General features: G+C 69.7%; 17 protein-coding genes and 1 riboswitch. Of the genes, 4 read left to right on the plus strand and 13 right to left on the minus strand.

Going from position 1 to position 18,822, the window contains the following annotated elements; all coding sequences use genetic code 11:
- Positions 1-39 precede the first annotated feature (39 nt).
- Entirely contained in the window at positions 40-1,182 is a 1,143-nt protein-coding gene (locus ACFYXF_RS16155; RefSeq protein WP_389350191.1) for a glycosyltransferase family 4 protein, read from the minus strand.
- A 154-nt stretch (positions 1,183-1,336) separates the two neighbouring features.
- On the opposite strand from ACFYXF_RS16155, the gene ACFYXF_RS16160 reads away from it, so the two are divergent.
- The gene (locus tag ACFYXF_RS16160; protein WP_389350192.1) at positions 1,337-2,584 is read left to right on the plus strand and encodes a glycosyltransferase 87 family protein; all 1,248 of its coding nucleotides are present in this window, start codon (positions 1,337-1,339) and stop codon (positions 2,582-2,584) included.
- 378 nt (positions 2,585-2,962) lie between these two features.
- On the opposite strand, the gene ACFYXF_RS16165 is transcribed toward ACFYXF_RS16160, so the two are convergent.
- From ACFYXF_RS16165 to ACFYXF_RS16185, 5 genes are all read right to left on the minus strand, one after another.
- On the minus strand, positions 2,963-4,177 hold the full coding sequence (locus tag ACFYXF_RS16165; protein WP_389350193.1) for a hypothetical protein: 1,215 nt from the start codon (positions 4,175-4,177) through the stop codon (positions 2,963-2,965).
- A 40-nt stretch (positions 4,178-4,217) separates the two neighbouring features.
- Positions 4,218-5,246 (minus strand): NlpC/P60 family protein, encoded by a 1,029-nt coding sequence (locus ACFYXF_RS16170; RefSeq protein ID WP_389350194.1) that lies wholly within the window; start codon positions 5,244-5,246, stop codon positions 4,218-4,220.
- Between the two features lie 257 nt (positions 5,247-5,503).
- A complete protein-coding gene (locus ACFYXF_RS16175) occupies positions 5,504-6,535 on the minus strand; it encodes an NlpC/P60 family protein (protein ID WP_389350195.1) in 1,032 nt (343 codons plus the stop codon).
- A 233-nt stretch (positions 6,536-6,768) separates the two neighbouring features.
- Positions 6,769-8,118, minus strand: coding sequence for an NYN domain-containing protein (locus ACFYXF_RS16180; RefSeq protein ID WP_389350197.1), 1,350 nt, complete (start codon positions 8,116-8,118; stop codon positions 6,769-6,771).
- 40 nt (positions 8,119-8,158) lie between these two features.
- Complete coding sequence (locus tag ACFYXF_RS16185; protein ID WP_369037379.1) at positions 8,159-8,398, minus strand: hypothetical protein; 240 nt, start codon at positions 8,396-8,398, stop codon at positions 8,159-8,161.
- A 159-nt stretch (positions 8,399-8,557) separates the two neighbouring features.
- Between ACFYXF_RS16185 and ACFYXF_RS16190 the strand changes: the two genes are divergently transcribed.
- Both ACFYXF_RS16190 and ACFYXF_RS16195 read left to right on the plus strand, forming a co-directional pair.
- Positions 8,558-9,322: a rhomboid family intramembrane serine protease gene (locus ACFYXF_RS16190; RefSeq protein ID WP_389350198.1), complete on the plus strand. Its 765-nt coding sequence runs from the start codon at positions 8,558-8,560 to the stop codon at positions 9,320-9,322.
- On the plus strand, positions 9,319-9,600 hold the full coding sequence (locus ACFYXF_RS16195) for an Lrp/AsnC family transcriptional regulator (RefSeq protein WP_389350199.1): 282 nt from the start codon (positions 9,319-9,321) through the stop codon (positions 9,598-9,600). Before ACFYXF_RS16190 ends, ACFYXF_RS16195 begins: the two co-directional genes overlap by 4 nt.
- Before the next feature lie 82 nt (positions 9,601-9,682).
- Here ACFYXF_RS16195 and ACFYXF_RS16200 read toward each other — a convergent pair whose 3' ends face one another.
- The 6 genes from ACFYXF_RS16200 to ACFYXF_RS16225 all read right to left on the minus strand — a co-directional run bounded on the left by ACFYXF_RS16200 (position 9,683) and on the right by ACFYXF_RS16225 (position 16,832).
- Positions 9,683-11,044 carry an aminotransferase class V-fold PLP-dependent enzyme gene (locus tag ACFYXF_RS16200; protein WP_389350200.1) on the minus strand — a complete coding sequence of 454 codons (1,362 nt, stop codon included), beginning with the start codon at positions 11,042-11,044 and terminating at the stop codon, positions 9,683-9,685.
- Between the two features lie 166 nt (positions 11,045-11,210).
- Positions 11,211-11,328, minus strand: a riboswitch (SAM riboswitch).
- A 75-nt stretch (positions 11,329-11,403) separates the two neighbouring features.
- The gene (gene trpD, locus ACFYXF_RS16205; RefSeq protein WP_389350201.1) at positions 11,404-12,468 is read right to left on the minus strand and encodes an anthranilate phosphoribosyltransferase; all 1,065 of its coding nucleotides are present in this window, start codon (positions 12,466-12,468) and stop codon (positions 11,404-11,406) included.
- A 142-nt stretch (positions 12,469-12,610) separates the two neighbouring features.
- Positions 12,611-14,254, minus strand: a complete 1,644-nt coding sequence (locus ACFYXF_RS16210) for a cytochrome bc complex cytochrome b subunit (protein ID WP_389350202.1) — start codon at positions 14,252-14,254, stop codon at positions 12,611-12,613.
- Positions 14,251-15,318, minus strand: a complete 1,068-nt coding sequence (locus ACFYXF_RS16215; protein WP_389350203.1) for a Rieske 2Fe-2S domain-containing protein — start codon at positions 15,316-15,318, stop codon at positions 14,251-14,253. The genes ACFYXF_RS16210 and ACFYXF_RS16215 overlap by 4 nt, the downstream gene beginning before the upstream one ends.
- Positions 15,315-16,127: a c-type cytochrome gene (locus tag ACFYXF_RS16220; RefSeq protein WP_389350204.1), complete on the minus strand. Its 813-nt coding sequence runs from the start codon at positions 16,125-16,127 to the stop codon at positions 15,315-15,317. The genes ACFYXF_RS16215 and ACFYXF_RS16220 overlap by 4 nt, the downstream gene beginning before the upstream one ends.
- Before the next feature lie 84 nt (positions 16,128-16,211).
- Complete coding sequence (locus ACFYXF_RS16225) at positions 16,212-16,832, minus strand: heme-copper oxidase subunit III (RefSeq protein WP_369037386.1); 621 nt, start codon at positions 16,830-16,832, stop codon at positions 16,212-16,214.
- A gap of 181 nt (positions 16,833-17,013) precedes the next feature.
- Here ACFYXF_RS16225 and ACFYXF_RS16230 point away from each other — a divergent pair, with 181 nt between their 5' ends.
- The gene (locus ACFYXF_RS16230; protein ID WP_389350205.1) at positions 17,014-17,415 is read left to right on the plus strand and encodes a hypothetical protein; all 402 of its coding nucleotides are present in this window, start codon (positions 17,014-17,016) and stop codon (positions 17,413-17,415) included.
- Between the two features lie 83 nt (positions 17,416-17,498).
- Here ACFYXF_RS16230 and ACFYXF_RS16235 read toward each other — a convergent pair whose 3' ends face one another.
- Positions 17,499-18,761, minus strand: coding sequence for an Ig-like domain-containing protein (locus tag ACFYXF_RS16235; protein ID WP_389350206.1), 1,263 nt, complete (start codon positions 18,759-18,761; stop codon positions 17,499-17,501).
- Positions 18,762-18,822: the final 61 nt, after the last annotated feature.

An 18,822-nucleotide genomic window follows, 5' to 3' on the forward strand; every position in this document is an offset into this window, starting at 1 on the left:
CTATGCGTGCCTACGTATTGGGCACTCCGGACGCATGCGTCACAGCAGCGTCTTCAGCCCCTCGGCCAGCAGGTCCCAGCGCCACTTCTCCTCGACCCAGGCCCGCCCCCGCTCCCCCATCCGGGCGCGCAGTTCGGCGTCGCCGAGCAGGACGGTGATCCGGTCGGCGGTCTCCTCCACGGAACGGCCGCGCACCACCCAGCCGGTCTCGCCGTCCAGGACCGCGTCCGGCGCGCCCCCGGAGTCACCGGCGACCACCGGCAGCCCCGTCGCGGACGCCTCCAGGTAGACGATCCCGAGCCCCTCGACGTCCAGACCGCCCCGGCGCGTCCGGCACGGCATCGCGAAGACGTCCCCGGCGCCGTAGTGGGCGGGCAGCTCGGCCCAGGGCACCGGCCCGGTGAAGCGGACCGAGTCGGCGACCCCGGTCTCGTGCGCGAGCTTGCGCAGCTCCCGCGCGTAGGGCCCGCCGCCGACGATCAGCAGCACCGTCTCCGGCTCGGCGGCGAGGATGCGGGGCATGGCCAGGATGAGTGTGTCCTGCCCCTTGCGAGGAACCAGCCGCGAGACGCACACGATCACGGGCCGGTCGGTGAGCCCGAGCCGCGCGCGGACGGCCCCACCCCCCGACTCCGGGTGGAAGGTCTTCTCGTCGACCCCGGGCGGCAGTTGGACCATCCGCCGAGCGGCCTGCGGACTCAGCGCGGAAGCGATCCGCGACCGCGTGTACTCGCCCAGGTAGGTGATCGTGTCCGTCGACTCGCCGATCCTGCGCAGCAGTTGACGCGCCGCCGGCAGCTGCGCCCACCCGGCCTCGTGACCGTGGGTCGTCGCCACCAGCCGCTCGGCGCCCGCCTTCCGCAGGGCCGGCGCCATCAGCCCGAGCGGCGCCGCCGCCCCGAACCACACCGACGTACAGCCGTGTTCACGCAGCAGCCCGACGGCCCGCGCGGTGACCGCCGGTGTCGGCAGCAGCATCGTCGTCCGGTCCCGTACGACGGTGAAGGGCTGCTCGGCGTCGAAGGCGGCGGTGGCCCGGACGCCCTCATGGCCACGCTTCCAGGTGGAGGCGTAGACGACGAGCTGTGCGGGGTCGAGCCGCAGCGCCATGTTGTGCAGGAACGCCTGGATACCGCCCGGCCGGGGCGGGAAGTCGTTCGTCACGATCAGGGTCTTGTGCATCGCCGCCGACCCTACCGAACCGTCTCCCGCACCCTCCCAGAACCCTCACAGATGCCAGGCCCCGTTTGATGGCATTCGCACAGCCGAGCGGGAGATCATGTCCGCGCATCGGTTGACGTACGCACACCGCACGGCGGCACGAACAGGGGTTCAGGTGGACATCGCTGGCAGAGACCGGCCGCGGCTGCCCGTGGCGCTGCTGGGCACCTGGGGCCTGACCCGGCTGCTCCTGCTGCTGTTCGTGTTCAAGGTGTTCGTCTTCCCGGGCCCGGACGTCACGAGCGATGTCTCGGTGATCTACCACGGCTGGTACGAGGTGCTGCGCGAGGGCACCTTCCCGCTGGCCGACGTCACCTGGCAGTACCCGCCCGCCGCCGCCCTGGCGATCCTCTCCCCCGCGACCCTGCCCTTCCTGTCCTACGCCCAGGCGTTCTTCGTCCTGGCGTTCGTGGCGGACCTGACAGTCCTCTCCCTCCTCCTCTACGCGGGTCTGCGCCCCGGCCGGACGCTGCGCGGTGCCTGGGTGTGGGTGGTGGGCGTACCGCTCCTCGGCCCGACCGTGTACGCCCGGTACGACGTGATGGTGACCGCCGTGGCCGTGGCCGCGCTGCTCGCCGGTGCCCGGCATCCGCGCCTCATGGGCGCCCTGACGGCCTTCGGGGCGCTGCTGAAGGTCTGGCCCGCGCTGCTGCTCGTAGGGGCCGTACGACGCCGGGCATGGGCCTCGGCGGCGGTCACGGCGGCGGCGCTGGCGTCGCTCTTCGCTGTGACGATGCCCGGCGCCTTCGCCTTCCTGACCTTCCAGGGCGACCGGGGCACCGAGGTGGAGTCGCTGGGCGCCCTTGTCTTCCATGTGGGCCGGCACTTCGGCTGGGAGGGGCAGGTGGCGCTGAACTACGGCTCCATCGAGTTCCTGGGCCCGTTCGTGGGGACGGTGAGCACGGTGGCGTTGCTGCTGACGGTGGTCGCCTTCGGCTGGCTGCTGCTGTGGCGCCTGTGTGCGACCCGCTTCCGTCCGCACACTCTGGCGGACGCGGCGTTCGTGGCGGTGCTGCTGTTCACGGTGACCAGCCGAGTCATCAGCCCCCAGTACATGGTGTGGCTGGTGGGCCTGGCGGCGGTCTGCCTCTGCTTCCGCGCGAGCACGATGGTGTTGCCGGCCGCCTTGGTGGTGATCGCCTGCCTGGTGACGGTCCTGGAGTTCCCCATCGGCTTCGCCCACGTCGTCGCCAGCGACACCTACGGCATGACCCTCCTGTTCACCCGCAACGGCCTCCTGGCGGTCGCGGCCCTGACGGCGTCCCTGGAACTCTGGCGCACGACGGTCCCACCCCGCCGGGCCCCACTCCCCCCGATCCCGAACCGCCCGACCCACGAGAAAGAACCTCTGGGCTCGCCCTGACACCTCTTTTCGCCCCCGCCGCCCTTACCCGTTCCCATCCTGGGGGCTGCCGCCCCCAGACCCCCGCTCGGCCTGAACGGCCTCGTCCTCAAACGCCGGACAGGCTGACTGGGGGTGCGTGCGGGTGGGTGGGAGAGTCGCGCTGAACGCGCTCGTCCTCAAACGCCGGACGGGCTGGAGGGTGCCTGGGCTCGCCTTGCAGCATGCGCGCCGGCCACCCCGGCCAACCCGCTTTCGGCTGGGGGTCCGGGGGTTATCCCCCGGGAAGACGCAGTAGCCCGTCCGGCGTTTGAGGACAAGGCCCGTTCAGGGCCGTAGCGGGGGTCTGGGGGCGCAGCCCCCAGGGATGGGAAGGGTAGGGGCGGCGGGGGCGAAGAACTACACCAGCTGAGCCCGCAGATAGTCCCGCCACAACCCCGTGAACTCCGCCGGCGTCGTCCCCAGCACGTCCGCCATCGCCCCCTCCACAGCCCCCGCCCGCGTCCCGTGCGCCCCCACCGCCCGGTAGAACTCCCCCAGCCGCACCTCCCCCCACCGATCGGCGATCAGCCGACACGCCAGCCAACCCCCCTCGTACGCCTGCGCCAACTTCCCCGCATCCCCACCGAACCCGAAGTCCGAGTCCCGCGGAAGCGCCTCCGGCACCTCCCCGGAGGCCACGGCCCGCGCCAGTTCGGGCGCCGCCTGGACCGCCGTACGGCCCGTGGACCGGTAGCCGACCCAGTCCGCGTACCCCTCGGACAGCCACAGGGGCGTGGCGGCCGTGGTGGCGGTACGCGTCGCCACGTGCGTGGTCTCGTGGGTGAGCACGACCTGCTTGCCGAAGTCCCCGAGCACCCCGTACGCCTCGGGGTTGACGATGACCCGGTCTGCCGGCGCCTTCGCCGACCCGCCCACCTCCCCGGTCGTGACCGCCGCGATCCCCCGGTAGGAGGAGGCGGGCGACCCGAGCAGCCCGGCCATCCCCTCCAGCGACTTCGGTACGAGGACCACGACCCGTCTCGTCCACGCCCGGCCCCACGCCTCCGTCACCGCGGGCACGGCCCGGTCGGCGAGACCCGCGTACAGGCGCAGGGACTCCGTCGACTGCCCGACCCCGAGGACGAGGCTGTGCATGCCGTGCACGGCCTGCACGGTCCCCTGGTCCCACAGCTGCTGGCCGGTCTTCCGGGCGGGCTCGTCGGCGTCGACGTACCACTGCCCGCCGTCCCGCTCGGTGAGGCGCAGTGTCCGGCCGACCTTCACTGGTGCCTTGTCGATGCCCTCGACGCGGTAGCTCAGCTCCACGTCGGCGGTCGCCGCCTCGCCGTCGGTGCGGTGCAGGGCGGTCAGCCGGTACGACCAGGCCGCCAGCGGGAGCGCGCGCAGCCGGGTGAACTCCCCCGGCGCACCGGTCCGCGCGTACGCCGGTCCGTCACCGGCCAGGACGGCGGCGGCCCGCCGGTCCAGCAGCCGTCGTACGTCGGCGGAGGCGGTGTCGGTGCCCGACGAACCGCCGCCGCACGCTACGAGAGCGACGAGCGAGCCCAGGACCAGCCAGAGCGCCACACCCCGGACCCGCCACGCATCCCACGCCCGCCTTCGACCAGCCACGCCGACGATCGTACGGGCCGACTGTGGAGAAAGCGGACGGTCAGACCCTGGTGACCGACGACACCGGCATCATGCCCACCGGGTCGTACCGCACCGGCGCGCCCGGATAGGGGGCGTGGATCACCTGGCCGTTGCCCACGTACATCCCGACGTGGCTGGCATCGGACCGGTAGGTGACCAGGTCGCCGGGCTGGGCCTGGGAGAGCGGGACCTGCTGGCCGGCGTACCGCTGGGCCTGCGAGGTGCGCGGCAGGGAGACCCCTGCCTGCGCGTACGACCACTGCATCAGGCCCGAGCAGTCGAAGCCGGAGGGCCCGCTGGAGCCCCAGATGTACGGGCTGCCCAGGGCCGCGCGGGCCGCGGCGACGGCCGTTGCCGCACGGGCGTTCGGTGCGGCGGCGTTCCCGGGGTCGGGCAGGTCGGCGCGGTCGGAACGGGAGGCCCGGTCGTAGGCGGCGCGGTCGGCGGACGGCAGGGAGTTGAGCAGCGCCCGCGCCTTGGCCAGCTTCCGTTCGACGGTCCGCTTGTGCGTCGCGACCGCCTTGCGGCTCTTGTCGAGTTCGGTGAGCTTGCCGGTGGCCTCCGAGCGCTCCTGGGCGAGTTCCCGCATGGCCGACTGGAGTTCCCGCAGCTCACCGGCCTGGTGGACGCTGATCCGGTCGAGCGCGGCGGCCTTCTCCAGGTACTCGTCCGGGTCGTCGGAGAACAGCAGGGCGAGCGAGGGGTCCATGCCCCCGGCCCGGTACTGGGCGCCCGCGAGCGAACCGAGCGCCTCCCGCATGGTGTTGATGCTCTCCTGCTGCCGGGCGATCCGGTCCTGCGCCCGGGTCACCTGCTCGCGCAGCGCGTCGGAGCGCTCGTCGGCCCGGTTGTAGGACTCGGTGGCCTTCTCGGCCTCCGCGTAGAGCCGGTCCACCTCGGCCCGGGTGTTGCCACCCGGCGCGGCGACGGCCGACGGCACGGCGGCGCCGAAGGCGGCCGCGGCGGCGGACAGCACGGTGAGAACGGTGCCCGCGGCGGCGGCGCCCCGGTCGAACCCGGACGGTGCAAGGCGGCGATGGAACCCCACGAGAAGCCGCACTCCTTCCGCTGGCTGACGCTGACGTGCCCCCGGTATTGGGGGGCGCGGCAGACAGTAGCCGTGCGACTACGCGTGGGCCAAAGACCTCGACGGCCACACACAGTCACGCCCCGCCTATGACGCAGGTCATCGGCGGGGCGCGGGGTCAGCGAAGGGTGTCGGGATTCGCCCGTTCGGGCGTCAACGTGTCCTGATCTTGAACAGACCCGGAAGGAGTACGACGATCCGATCCGGCGAAGAGCAGATCAGATCCGTACACCGAACTGGAAGGGCATGTTGTCGATCGACTCGTACCGCACGACCGTGCCGCTGCGCGGCGCGTGCAGGACCTGGCCGTTGCCGGCGTAGAAGCCGACGTGGTGCTGGTCGCTGTAGAAGATGACCAGGTCACCGACCTGGAGATCGCTCTGCGAGTAGATGCGCGTCCCCGCGCTGGCCTGCGCCTGCGAGGTGCGGGGGATGGTGATGCCGGCCTGGGCGAACGCCCACGACGTGAAGCCCGAGCAGTCGAAGGAGTCGGGGCCCGAGGCGCCGTAGACGTACGGCGAGCCGATCTTGCTCTGCGCGGCGGCGTACGCGGAGCCGGCGCGGCCGGTGACGGCCGCCGCACTGCTCAGGGCGGAGCGCTCGCTGGCCCGGGTGGCGCGGGCGTCGGCGGCGGCGAGGGCCGCCTTCTCCGCGGCCGTCATCGAGTTGAGGATCTTGCGCGCCTCGGAGAGCTTGCTCTGGACTTCCTTCTTCTTCTTGGCCAGCTCGGCGCGGGTGTCCGCGAGGTCCGCGAGCTTCTCGGTGGCCTCGGAGCGCTGCTGGGCGAGCGCGCGCTGCTTCTCCGTGACCTTCTTGAGCGTCTCGACCTGCTGACTGCTCAACTGGTCCATCGTGGACGCCTTGTCGAGGTAGTCGTCGGGGTCGGCGGAGAGGAAGAGCTGCACGGAGGGGTCGATGCTGCCCGTGCGGTACTGGGCGGCGGCGGCGAGTCCGAGGCTGTCACGCAGCTCGTTGAGCTCTTCCTGGCCGCGGGCGACGTTGTCCTGGAGAGTGGAGATCTCCTTCTCCAGCTTGTCCTGCTTCTCCTGAGCACCGTTGAGCTTCTCGCTCGCCTGCTCGGTCTGCTCGTAGAGCTTGTCGACCTTGGCCTTGACCTCGTCCTTGCTCGGCTTCTCGCTCGGCGCGGCGTTCGCGGCGTTGGCGCTGAGGGCCACGGCGGCGGCTGCGGCGGTGGTGAGCACGGTCACACGGGTGCGGCTCGGCTGCTTCGGTCGACGATGGGACGCCACGGAGGCGAACTCCTTCTTCTCCCGCCGTCACTCCCATTGAGTGATCACCCGAGCGGAGGTTCGAGGCCTGACCCTAGTGACCTCCCTGTGATCACTTCAAATCCTCGCATGAAAAATGTTTGTCACACGTGCATTCTTTACACACAACTCACATCAGGTAACGCCCGTTTGACACTACGTTGCGTGACAGTTCCGCCAATTCGGGCATTCAGCGCGTACGTTACGGACCGCCGTCAGCCGCGCGAGAACCGCTTCAGCAGCACCACCGAAGCCACCGGCCGCGCCCCCGCCTTGGCGATCCCGTCGGCCACCTCGCGGTCCGTCGAGACGACGATGACCGGCCGGCCCGGCGGCTCCGCGCGCACCAGCTGACGGATCAACTCGTCGGCGGTGACACCGGCCTTGGAGAACAGCACCCGCACCCCGCGCGGCGGCGCCAGCAGCACCGGAGCGGCCAGTTCGGCCCCGTCGAAGACACAGGTGACCTCGGCGCCGGTCTGCGCGGCGAGCTGCGAGAGCTGCCCGAGCAGCCTCAACCGCTGCTTCTCCAGGGGCATCTGGGGATAGCCGGTCTTGGTGACGTTGTACCCGTCGACGACCAGATGGGCCTGCGGCAGCGCGAGAAGCTGGTCGAGAATGGCGGGGTCATTTTCGGACAGGGCCCGCGCGGCGATGTCTTTCGGGGTCATTCGTCCCGGTTCGACCGCGTCCACGGTCTCGGCCGGCCGCACCGACACCGGCGGCAGCGCCAGTTCCCGCCGCAGCCCCTGGGCCGCGTCGAGTACGGTGTCGAGCAGCAGCCGTACGCGCATGTCCTCGACGCTCCGCCCCTCCCGGGCGGCGCGTCTGCTGGCCTCAAGGGCCGCCTCGACCTCCACGAGCCGCCCCTTGAGCCGCCGGGCCTCGCTCTCGGCCGCGGAGACCTGGGCGTGCTCCTCGGTCCGTACGGCGTCGATCTCGGCGTGCACCTTGCGCAAGGCGGCCTCGCCACGCTTGACGTCACTGAGGGCGGCGCGCAGCTTGCGGTGAAGCGATTCGGCTTCCTTCTTGGCCGACTCCAGCTCCGTGCGCAGCCGCTCGGTCTCGGTACGGGTGAGGTCGCGGGCGGCGCCCAGTTCCTCGCGCAGCCGCTCCAGCTCGGCCCGGCTCTCCTCGTCGGCGCGCTCGGCGTCGGCCCGCTGCGCCTCCTCACCGGCCGCGGCGACGAGCTTCACCCAGCCCGTGGGCCGCAGCACATAGGCCGCGGCGGCCACGTCCAGTGGATCGGCGGCCGGCGGCGGCGACCCCGCGTCGAGAGCGCCCGCCAGCTCGGCCTGCGCCTCCCGCAGCTTCTCCCCGATGCGCTGCCGGAACAACGTGTCGGTCTCCAAGGCGGCAGCCATGGCATTGCCGGCGAACTTGGCCCGCCGATTGGGTGCGAACCGCGCGTACTGCCGCAACTGGGCGGGCAGTTCGGCCACGGTCAGCCCGCCGAAACCATCGGACACGATCTGTACGACGCGCCTGCGCACGCCGTCGGGCAGCGGGCGGTCGAGCACCTCGGCGGCGCCGTCGCCCGGCCCCCCGCCTGTGGTCTCCACCATCCGTCACCCCAGCCCATTCCTGTGCGGGGCCCGCTCCCTGTCAGGAGCCGGCGCCCGGCCTGTCCACGAGTTCCACCTGATCCACGGCGTTGCACCAGCGGCAGCGCACCGACTCGATGGTCTCACTGACCACCTCGCGCTCCTCCACGTTCGGCGCCCCGGCGAGGTCCAGGTGCACGTACTCCACCACCTTGGAGGAGCGGGTCACGTCGAAACGCGTGAGGTTGCCGCACAGGGCACAGCGCCACCGGGTCGTCTCGGTCGGCAGAGGAACCGTCATCGTGGATATGTTCGCTTTCCTTCTAGTGTCCGTGCTGCGCCAGATTCCCTGGAGCGTGTGGCTCGTAACCCTAAGGCCTGGTGGGTACCCACCGCCCGTCCGTCCACAGCGGCGAGGCGGTCTGCACTGTTCGGTCCCGTTACGTCATGCTCTGTAGCCATGATCGGCAAGTTCGAAAAGTGGCGTACGGCGGCCCCCGGACCGGTCCACAGGTCGATCCACAGGTCGATTCGCGTCCAGTCGGCGCCGGTGACGTACGGCCTGATCGCCGTGTGCTGCCTTCTGTTCGTCATCGGCCCCGCCTCGGGCCTCAACCCCGGCTACGGCACCGGGGACGCCCTGCTCGCCGCCCAGCGCGCCTACTTCCGCCGCTGGGGCGTGGTCCCCGCCGACCTCTTCGCGGGCGCCCCGCGCGCCACGCTCACCCCGGCGACGGCGCTCTTCGTGCACGGCAGCTGGGTCCACCTGCTGGGCAACATGCTCTTCCTCTACGTCTTCGGCGCGATGACCGAGGAACGCCTCGGCCACCTGGAGTTCGCCCTCTTCTACCTGGGCTGCGGCTACCTCGCCCTGCTCGGCTACGCCGCCGCCAACGCCGGCTCGCAGCAGACGCTGGTGGGGGCGTCCGGTGCGATCTCGGCGATCCTGGGCGCGTTCCTGTACCTGTTCCCAGGCGCCCGCGTCACAAGCCTCTTCCCGTTCCTCTTCTTCCTCCCCCTGCGCTTCCCGGCCTGGCTGACCCTCCCCTTCTGGGCGACCCTCCAGTGGGTGGCGGCGGGGAGGGCGTCGTCGGGCCCCGGGGTGGCGTACTTGGCGCACGTCGTGGGCTTCGGCCTGGGCTTCGCGTACGCGTGGGTGCGATACGGCGGTGCGACTAAAGTGAGGGCCCCAGTGAAGGCGCCCGAGGGAGAGAACCAGCCGTGATCACCGCGATCGTGCTCATCAAGACCAGCGTGGACCGGATCCCCGAGATCGCGGAGAGGATCGCCGCGCTGGAAAGCGTGAGCGAGGTCTTCTCCGTCACCGGCACGTACGACTTGATCGCGATGGTCCGAGTCAAGGCCCACGAGGACCTGGCGGAGATCATCCCGGGCAGCATCAGCAAGATCCCGGGCGTGGAGGCGACGGACACCCACGTGGCGTTCCGGACCTACTCCCAGCACGACCTGGAGGCAGCGTTCGCGATCGGGCTCGATTCGTAGGGTTCATCGGCGGGTGCGGGTGCGCTGTGGCTTGTCGCGCAGTTCCCCGCGCCCCTAGGTTCGCTGCAGCCGGCCCGGATTGTCAGACCGCCGGAACGCACCGCCCGTCCTCGGTCCGGTACTGCCACCGAGCCCCGTCCCGCACAAGCTCCTTCACCGCACCCACGAACCGCTCGACATGCTCGTCCGGCGTACCCGCCCCGAAGCTCACGCGAATGGCGTTGAGCGACTTCTCGCCGGGAGCCGCCTCAGGCGCCCCACACTCCCCCTGAGTCTGCGGGTCACTCCCCAGCAGCGTCCGCACCAGCGGATGCGCGCAGAACAGCCCGTCCCGCACCCCGATCCCGTACTCCGCGGACAGCGCCGCCGCGAAGTGCGAGCTGTTCCACCCCTCGACGACGAACGAGATGACCCCGACCCGGGGCGCGTCGTCCCCGAACAGCGAGAGAACCCGGACCTCGGGCACCTCCGCCAGCCCCGCCCGCACGGTGTCGATCAGGTACTGCTCCCGGGCCACCAGCGAATCGAAGCCGGCCTCGGTGAGCGCCTTGCACGCAGCCGCGATCGAGTAGGCCCCGATCACGTTCGGCGACCCCGCCTCGTGCCGCGCCGCGCTGTCGTGCCACTCCACGTCCACTCCCCCGTCCGCACGCCGCGTGACCTTACGACTGGCGCCGCCCCCCGCGAGGTACGGATCGGCCGCCCGCAGCCAGTCGGCACGCCCGGCCAGGACACCGGAGCCGAAGGGCGCGTACAGCTTGTGCCCGGAGAAGGCGACCCAGTCGACGTCCAGGTCCTGGACGGAGACGGGGTGGTGCGGGGCGAGCTGGGCGGCGTCCAGGACGATCCGGGCACCGTGCGCGTGGGCGGCGGCGGCCAGCTCCCGTACGGGCCACAGCTCACCGGTGACGTTGGACGCGCCGGTGACGCAGACGAGGGCCGGGCCGTGAGGGTCGCGGGCGGCGAGGGCCTCCTCCAGCGTGGCCACGGCCTGCTGCGGGGTACGCGGGGCGTTGAGGTAGGTGACCTGGGCGTCCTTCCAGGGCAGCAACGAGGCGTGGTGCTCGGTCTCGAAGACGAAGACCTGGCACCCGGCGGGGAGCGCGGCGGCGAGCAGGTTGAGGGAGTCGGTGGTGGACCGGGTGAAGATCAGCTGGTCGTCGGCCCGGCAGTCCAGGAACTCCGTGACCGTCCGGCGGGCGTTCTCGAAGAGGTCCGTCGACAGCTGGGAGAGATAGCCGGCGCCCCGGTGCACGCTGCCGTAGTAGGGCGCGTACGCCGCCACGTCGTCCCAGACCCGCTGGAGCGCGGGCGCGCTGGCCGCGTAGTCGAGCGCCGCGTAGGTGACCTCGCCACCGGTGACGAGCGGGACGGTGACATCTCGGCCGAGAACGGGCAGAGGCGAACAAACCGTCTGGGCGGCGGCAACGGTGGAGACAGACATGGCGAACTCCCGTGAGAGACAAGAGGAATCACCGCGCGAGCGCATACGGCTCAAGCACGGGAAGGAAGGAAAAAAGGGTGCGCGGAGGCGGGGCTCGGCAGCCCTATCGCATTCGCTTGCTCACGGAAGACTCCCTCGAACGACCAGGACCCCTGGTGTCGAGAGGGGCCCGCGCTTGCCGTAAGCCTTGCTGCTTACGGCCTGGTCTTCATCCCGGGGCACCCCGCCACGGACGGAGGGTTGCCGGACAGTCGGCCGGGGCCTCATGACTGTCACTCATGACCTGGTGCAGAAAATACGTGAAGTGATCGACGCCCCGCAACCCGTGTCCGGATCGCGGGACGCCCATCGGCACGGAATTACTTGTTGGTGGCCGCCACCCAGCGCTCCAGCGTCCGCTTGGCCGCACCCGAGTCGATCGACTCCGCAGCCCTCTCCATACCGGCCCGGAGCTGCTCGGCGAGCGGTCCCCCGGTCGGATCCAACGCCACGAGCGCCGCCGCCGAGTTCAGCAGTACGGCATCACGTACAGGCCCGGTCTCACCGTCGAGGAGACGGCGGGCCACCTCCGCGTTGTGCGCCGGGTCGCCGCCGCGCAGCGCCTCCACCGGCACCAGTTCGAGTCCGGCGTCGCGCGGGTCGAAGGTCTCCTCGGTGACCTTGCCGTCCCGGACGATCCAGACGTGGGAGGTGGCCGTGGTCGTCAGTTCGTCGAGGCCGTCGTCACCGCGGAAGACCAGGGAGGAGTTGCCGCGTTCGGCGAAGACACCGGCGACGATCGGTGCCATCAACGGGTCGGCGACGCCCACCGCCTGGGCCTTCACCTTCGCCGGGTTGGTCAGCGGACCGAGGGCGTTGAACACCGTACGGATGCCCAACTGGCCGCGGGCGGCGCCCGCGTGACGCAGCGCCGGGTGGAACTTGATGGCGAAGCAGAAGGTGATGCCGGCCTCCTCGGCCACCTCGGCGACCCGCTGCGGGGTCAGATCGAGGTTGACGCCGAGCTTGGCCAGGACGTCCGAGGAGCCCGACGCCGACGAGGCCGCCCGGTTGCCGTGCTTGACGACCTTGGCGCCGGTGCCGGCCACGACGAGCGAGGACATCGTGGAGATGTTCACCGTCTTCGCGCCGTCGCCGCCCGTGCCGACGATGTCGACGGTCCGCCCGGACACCTCGATGACGTTCGCGTGCTCGTACATCGCCCGGACCAGGCCGGTGATCTCCTCCACCGTCTCGCCCTTGGCGCGCAGCGCCACCACGAACCCGGCGATCTGCGCGTCGGTCGCCTCGCCCCGCATGATCTGGTCCATCGCCCAGGCCGTGGCGTCGGCGCTCTGGTCCCGGCCGTACAGCAGGGCGTTCAGCACCTCGGGCCAGGAACGGCCCGCCGCGGTGTCGCCTCCTGCGGGGGTCACAGCGCTCATAAGGCCGCTCCAGGGTGTCGTACGAGAGGGGAACTCTCGACAGTCAGAAAGTGTGCTCCCACCCTATCCAGCCAGGGGCACGGCAAAGGGCCCCGTCCGGTGATCGGACGGGGCCCTTCGACTGTGTGGCGAAGCGAGGGGATCAGTGGTGGCCGTGGCCGCTCGTGATCTCCTTGTACTCATCGGCGGTCGGCTTGGCGATCTGGCCGTCCTCGCCGTAGTACGACTTGCTGAGCTTGGCCCGCAGCTTCTCCGGGCCCTTCACCTTGCGCTCGACACCGTTCTCGTCGACCGTCGCGCCGATCGCGGCCGGCTCGTACTGCTCGTGAGCCGTGAGCGTGTGCAGGGCCTCCTGGCTGAGCGGCTCGTGCACCTCGATGAACTCACCGTGCGGCAGGCGCTTGATGATGCCCGACTCGCGGCCGTGCAGCACCTTGTCCTTGTCGCGGCGCTGGAGGCCGAGGCAGATCCGCTTGGTGGCGATGAACGCGAGGACCGGGGCGACGAAGAACGCGATGCGGACGAACCAGGTGATCGCGTTGATCGACAGGTGGAAGTGGGTGGCCCAGAGGTCGTTCCCACCACCGATCAGCAGCACCATGTACCAGGTGATCCACGCGACACCGAAGGCCGTACGGGTCGGCGCGTTGCGCGGGCGGTCCAGGATGTGGTGCTCGCTCTTGTCGCCGGTGACCCAGGACTCGATGAACGGGTAGACCGCGATCGCGACCAGGACCAGCGGGAAGATGATCAGCGGGATGAACACACCCAGGACGAGTGTGTGACCCCAGGCGTTGATCTCCCAGCCCGGCATGACACGGATCAGGCCCTCGGAGAAGCCCATGTACCAGTCGGGCTGCGCGCCGGTGGACACCTGGTCCGGACGGTAGGGGCCCATGGTCCAGATCGGGTTGATCGAGGCGATGGCCGCGATGACCGCGATGACACCGAAGACCAGGAAGAAGAAGCCTCCGGCCTTGGCCATGTAGACCGGCAGCAGCGGCATGCCGACGACGTTGTTGTTCGTCTTTCCGGGGCCCGCGAACTGCGTGTGCTTGTGGTAGAAGACCAGGATCAGGTGCGCCACCAGCAGGCCGAGCATGATGCCCGGCAGCAGCAGTACGTGGACCGAGTAGAACCGGGCCACGAAGTCGCCGCCCGGGAACTCGCCGCCGAACAGGAAGAACGACAGGTACGTGCCCACGACCGGCACGGACAGGACCGCGCCCTCCATGAAGCGCACACCGGTGCCGGAGAGCAGGTCGTCCGGGAGCGAGTAGCCGGTGAACCCGGTGAACATGCCCAGGACGAACAGCAGGAATCCGAACACCCAGTTGACCTCGCGGGGCTTGCGGAACGCACCCGTGAAGAACACGCGCATCATGTGCACGAACATGCCGGCGAGGAAGATCAGCGCCGCCCAGTGGTGGATCTGCCGGATCAGCAGACCACCGCGCACATCGAAGGAGATGTGCATGGTCGAGTTGAACGCCTCGGACATCAGCTGGCCCTGCAGCGGGATGTAGCTGCCGTGGTACTCCACCTCGTTCATCGACGGGTGGAAGAACAGCGTCAGGTACACACCCGTGAGGATGATGATGATGAAGCTGTAGAGGCAGACCTCGCCCAGCATGAACGACCAGTGGTCGGGGAAGATCTTGCGCATGTTGGCCTTGGCCAGGCCGTAGATGCCCAGCCGGCCGTCGGCCCAGTCGGCGACCCGCTCACCGGCGGGCGCCTTCTCGCGCGACGAACGCGCGTCCGTGGTGTTTGCCGTAGTGCTCATCCGCGCTCCCAGAAAGCAGGACCGACGGGCTCGGAGAAGTCGCCGAGCGCCTCAAGGTAGCCCTCGTCGTTCACGCCGATGCGCAGCTGCGGCAGGGCGTGACCGGCGGGGCCGAAGATCACCCGGGCGCCGTCGGAGAGGTCGAAGGTGGACTGGTGGCAGGGGCAGAGCACGTGGTGCGTCTGCTGCTCGTACAGGGAGATCGGGCAACCGACGTGGGTGCAGATCTTCGAGTACGCCACGATGCCCTCGTGGGACCACTCGAGCTCGCGCTTGTCCTTGATGTTGTCCGGCTGGATGCGGACGATCATCAGGGCGGCCTTGGCGATCTCGGTCTGGAACTCGTGGTCGTCCTCCTCCAGGCCCTCGGGCTTGGCGAAGGTGAGTGAACCGACCACGACGTCCGAGGGACGCAGCGGCTCGTTCGTGTTCATGTTGACGAGCAGCTTGCCCTTGGACCACAGGGTGTGGCGGAGCTTCGTCCCGGGCAGCGGGCCGAGGTCGCGGAGCAGGACGACGCCGGAGAGCGGGAACAGGGCCAGCGCGCCGAACATCGTGTTGCGGACCAGCTTGCGCCGGCCGATCGCGGACTCCTTGGCGCCCTGCTTGAAGTCGGCCAGGACCTTCGCCTTGACCTCGGGCGGCGCCGCGATCGCGTGCCGCTCGTCGACGAGTTCCTCGTCGGACATCAGGGTGCGGGCCCAGTGGACCGCGCCCGCGCCGATCGCGAAGAGCGCGATCCCGAGGGTCAGGCCCAGCGCGAAGTTCAGCGCGTTGATGTGCCCGATCGGGAAGACGTAGATCGCCTTGTCGTGCGGGATCCCGACGTACGAGGCGATGAAGCCGACGGTGGCCAGCATCGACAGCGTGAACATGAAGGCGACCGCGCGCTCGGACCGCTTGGCGGCCCGCTCGTCGATGTCCTGGACGCGGTGCTCGTGGGGCGGCAGCCCCGGGTCCGCGAACGGGTCCTTGTCGTCGGCTACGCCCACAGCACCGTGATTGTGCTGGTCGGTGGCCCGCTCGGCGGGCAGGTTCTCTTCTGGAATGTCTTGGCTACTCATGACTTCTTGGCCTTTGCGGTCCGAGCGGCGACCCAGACGGCGACCGCGATGAGCGCTCCGAGGCCGAAGATCCAGGCGAACAGGCCCTCACTGACCGGTCCGAGACCGCCCAGACCGAGACCGCCGGGCTCCACGGTGTCATCGCCGTTGACCGCGTCGAGGTACGCGATGATGTCCTTCTTGTTCTTCTCCGACAGCGTCGTGTCGGGGAAGGACGGCATGTTCTGCGGGCCGGTCTGCATGGCCTCGTAGATGTGCTTCGGGTCGACACCCTCAAGGTCCGGGGCGAACTTGCCGTGCGTGAGCGCACCGCCCTTGCCGGTGAAGTTGTGGCACTGGGCGCAGTTGGTGCGGAAGAGTTCGCCACCCTTGGCGATGTCCGCGCCGTCGGGGCCGTACTGCTCCTCGGTCGGCACGGACGGACCGGCGCCCAGCGACGCGATGAACGCCGCGAGCTGGTCGATCTCGGCCTGCGAGTAGATGTTCTTCTTCTTCGGGATCTGCGCGCCCTGCGAGGTCGCGGCCGGCATACGGCCGGTCGCCACCTGGAAGTCGACCGCCGCGGCGCCCACGCCCACCAGGCTCGGACCGTCGGAGGTGCCCTGACCGCCGGTGCCGTGGCAGCTTGCGCAGCCCACGGAGTACAGCCGCTGTCCCTCGGTGATGGTGAGGGACTGGGCGGTTTCATCGGCCTGTGCCTTGCTCGCGGGTGCGAGTGTGGCGTACAGCCCCCCGACGGCCGCCAGCGCGATGAGTAGGACGACGACCGCCGCCAGCGGATGGCGTCGTCGTGCGGAGAGCTTTTTCACGGATTACCCCGGTGTCAGGATCTTCAGCGTCGAGTCTTCTGGGAGGTATCGGGCGGACCCGATGTGAGGATCGGGCGGGCCCGGCTACTTGATCATGTAGATCGTGGCGAAGAGCCCGATCCAGACGACGTCGACGAAGTGCCAGTAGTAGGACACGACGATCGCGGCGGTCGCCTGCTCATGAGTGAACCTTCGTGCCGCGTACGTCCTGCCGAGGACGAACAGGAAGGCGATGAGACCGCCGGTCACGTGCAGACCGTGGAACCCGGTGGTCAGGTAGAACACCGAGCCGTACGGGTCCGACGAGAGCGAGAGGCCCTCGTGCTTGACCAGCTCGGTGTACTCGAAGACCTGACCGCCGATGAAGATCGCACCCATCACGAAGGTGACGATGAACCACATCCGGAGCTTCTTCACATCACCGCGCTCGGCGGCGAACACGCCGAGCTGGCAGGTGAGGGAGGAGAGCACCAGGATCGTGGTGTTGGCCGCCGAGAACGGGAAGTTCAGGTTGGAGGCCATCTCCTTCCAGTGATCCGGACCGGTCACCGATCGCAGGGTGAAGTACATCGCGAAGAGGGCCGCGAAGAACATCAGCTCGGAACTCAGCCAGATGATGGTTCCGACGCTGGTGAGGTTCGGCCGGTTGACCGACGGGTGCGCGTGCCCGGTTTCTACTGTCGTTGCTGTCGCCACGACCGACATTATGTCGGTCGCTTATCCCGCCCTCACCCCGGGGGGTGCCGTTCGGAGTGTTGGTGGGGTGTGTCCAGCCCGTATGGCCCATCGGACAGCCGTGTGAGCGGTGTTCCGACGGTGTTCAGACCGGGGGTCCGAAGGAGTAGCATCCGGCTGTCCGTACGACGCTGATGTCTCGGAGGGAACAATGCAGCCGACCGCCACGGTGCTGGTCTACAGCGACGACTCCAACACCCGCGAGCAGGTGCGGTTGGCGACGGGGCGGCGGCCTGCGCCGGATGTTCCCGCCGTCGAGTTCCTTGAGTGTGCGACTCCCGCTGCTGTCCTGAAGGAGTTGGACAAGGGCGGGATCGATGTGTGCGTGCTTGATGGTGAGGCCGTGCCCATGGGGGGCATGGGGATGTGCCGGCAGATCAAGGACGAGGTGTTCGAGTGTCCGCCGGTGCTGTTGCTGATCGGGCGGCCTCAGGATGCGTGGCTGGCGACGTGGTCTCGGGCGGACTCGGCGGTCACCTTGCCGGTGGATCCGGTGGAGTTCGCTTCTGCGTTGGCTTCACTGTTGCGGTCGAAGAAGGCACTCAGCGCCTAGGGGGGGGTGGGGGGTTCGGTTTTCGTGGCGGGTGCTGCGCCGTTGTGGCTTGTCGCGCAGTTCCCCGCGCCCCTGACTGCTCCTCAGGCTGACGTCGGTCGTAGCTTTGCCGTCTGGACAGTGGTCTGGCCTGCTGTCGTGCCGTTTGTCAGGGCACTTCCCGCTTGCCATTTCTGCCAGTTGAGGTTCCAGTCGCCGAAGCCGTTGCCGAAGGTTTCCATGGTGTCGCCGTAGGAGTTGACCACCTTGACCACGTCGCCCTCGCGGACGGTGTCGAAGAACCACTCGGCGTTGCCGGTGCTCATGCCGGTGCAGCCGTGGCTGACGTTGGCGGAGCCCTGGGAGCCGACCGACCAGGGGGCGGCGTGGACGTACTCGCCGCTCCAGGTCACCCGGGTGGCGTAGTAGACCGGCAGGTCGTAGGACTCGGCGCTGCCCTCGGCTATGCCGATGCTGGTGCCGCGCATGCGTACGAAGTACTCCTTGCCTAGTACGACCTTGACGCCGTTGCGGGTCTCGAAGCCGGGCTTGCCCGTGGTGACCGGGATGGTGTTGATCACCTCGTCGTTCTTGTAGACGGTCATCTCGTGGGACGACGCGTCTGTGACGGCGACGACCCGGTCGCCGGTGGTGAACTTCAGGGGCTTGGCCGTGCCACCCCAGAGGCGGTCGGCGATCTTGATGCCGGGCAGGTTGCTGTGCACCTGGACGGTGGCCTTGGCGGGCCAGTACTCCTTGGGGCGGTAGTGGAGTTCCTTGTCGTCCACCCAGTGCCACGCGCCCTCGGCGGCGGGGGTCGAGTCCACCTTGAGGGCGCGCTCGACTATCGCGCGCTGCGCCTTCTCCCGTACGGGCTGGCTGAGTTCGGCCGTCACCGGCTGGCCCACGCCGTAGGTGCCCGCCTTCGGGCCGAAGGTGACGTTCAGGCGCTTCTTGGTGGTGGGCCTGCTGGTGTCGAAGGCGATGGTCTCGCGGCCGGGGGCCCCGTCCTCGTCCTCGGTGCTCACGCGGACCGTGTAGCGGGCGCCCGCGGCCAGGGGTGAGGTGCTGTGCCAGCGGCTGCCGTCGGCGGAGAGTTCGCCGGCCACGTAGCGTCCGGTCGCGTCGACGGCCGTGACGTCCGTGATGCGGCCGTCTGAGTCCTCGGAGGTGACCTCCAGGGGCTTGTCCGGGTCGGCCTTCTTCCCGTCGTCGACGGAGCCGCCGAAGGAGATCTGCTCAGCCGCGTCGTACGGCTTCGCCGAGAGGGGGTGACCGTCGGAGCCGCAGGCGGTGGCGGAGGCGCCCAGGGCGGCCACCAGGAGGGTGCAACTGACGACCGTACGGTTACGCGGTGAGTGGCTCATGCCCTCACGCTAAGAACGTACGTCGGCCTCGGCGCGGCGGGTGATCCGTGCGGGGGAACGA

It is taken from the genome of Streptomyces sp. NPDC002680, from assembly GCF_042889145.1.
GTDB classification, from domain to species: Bacteria; Actinomycetota; Actinomycetes; order Streptomycetales; family Streptomycetaceae; genus Streptomyces; species Streptomyces adonidis.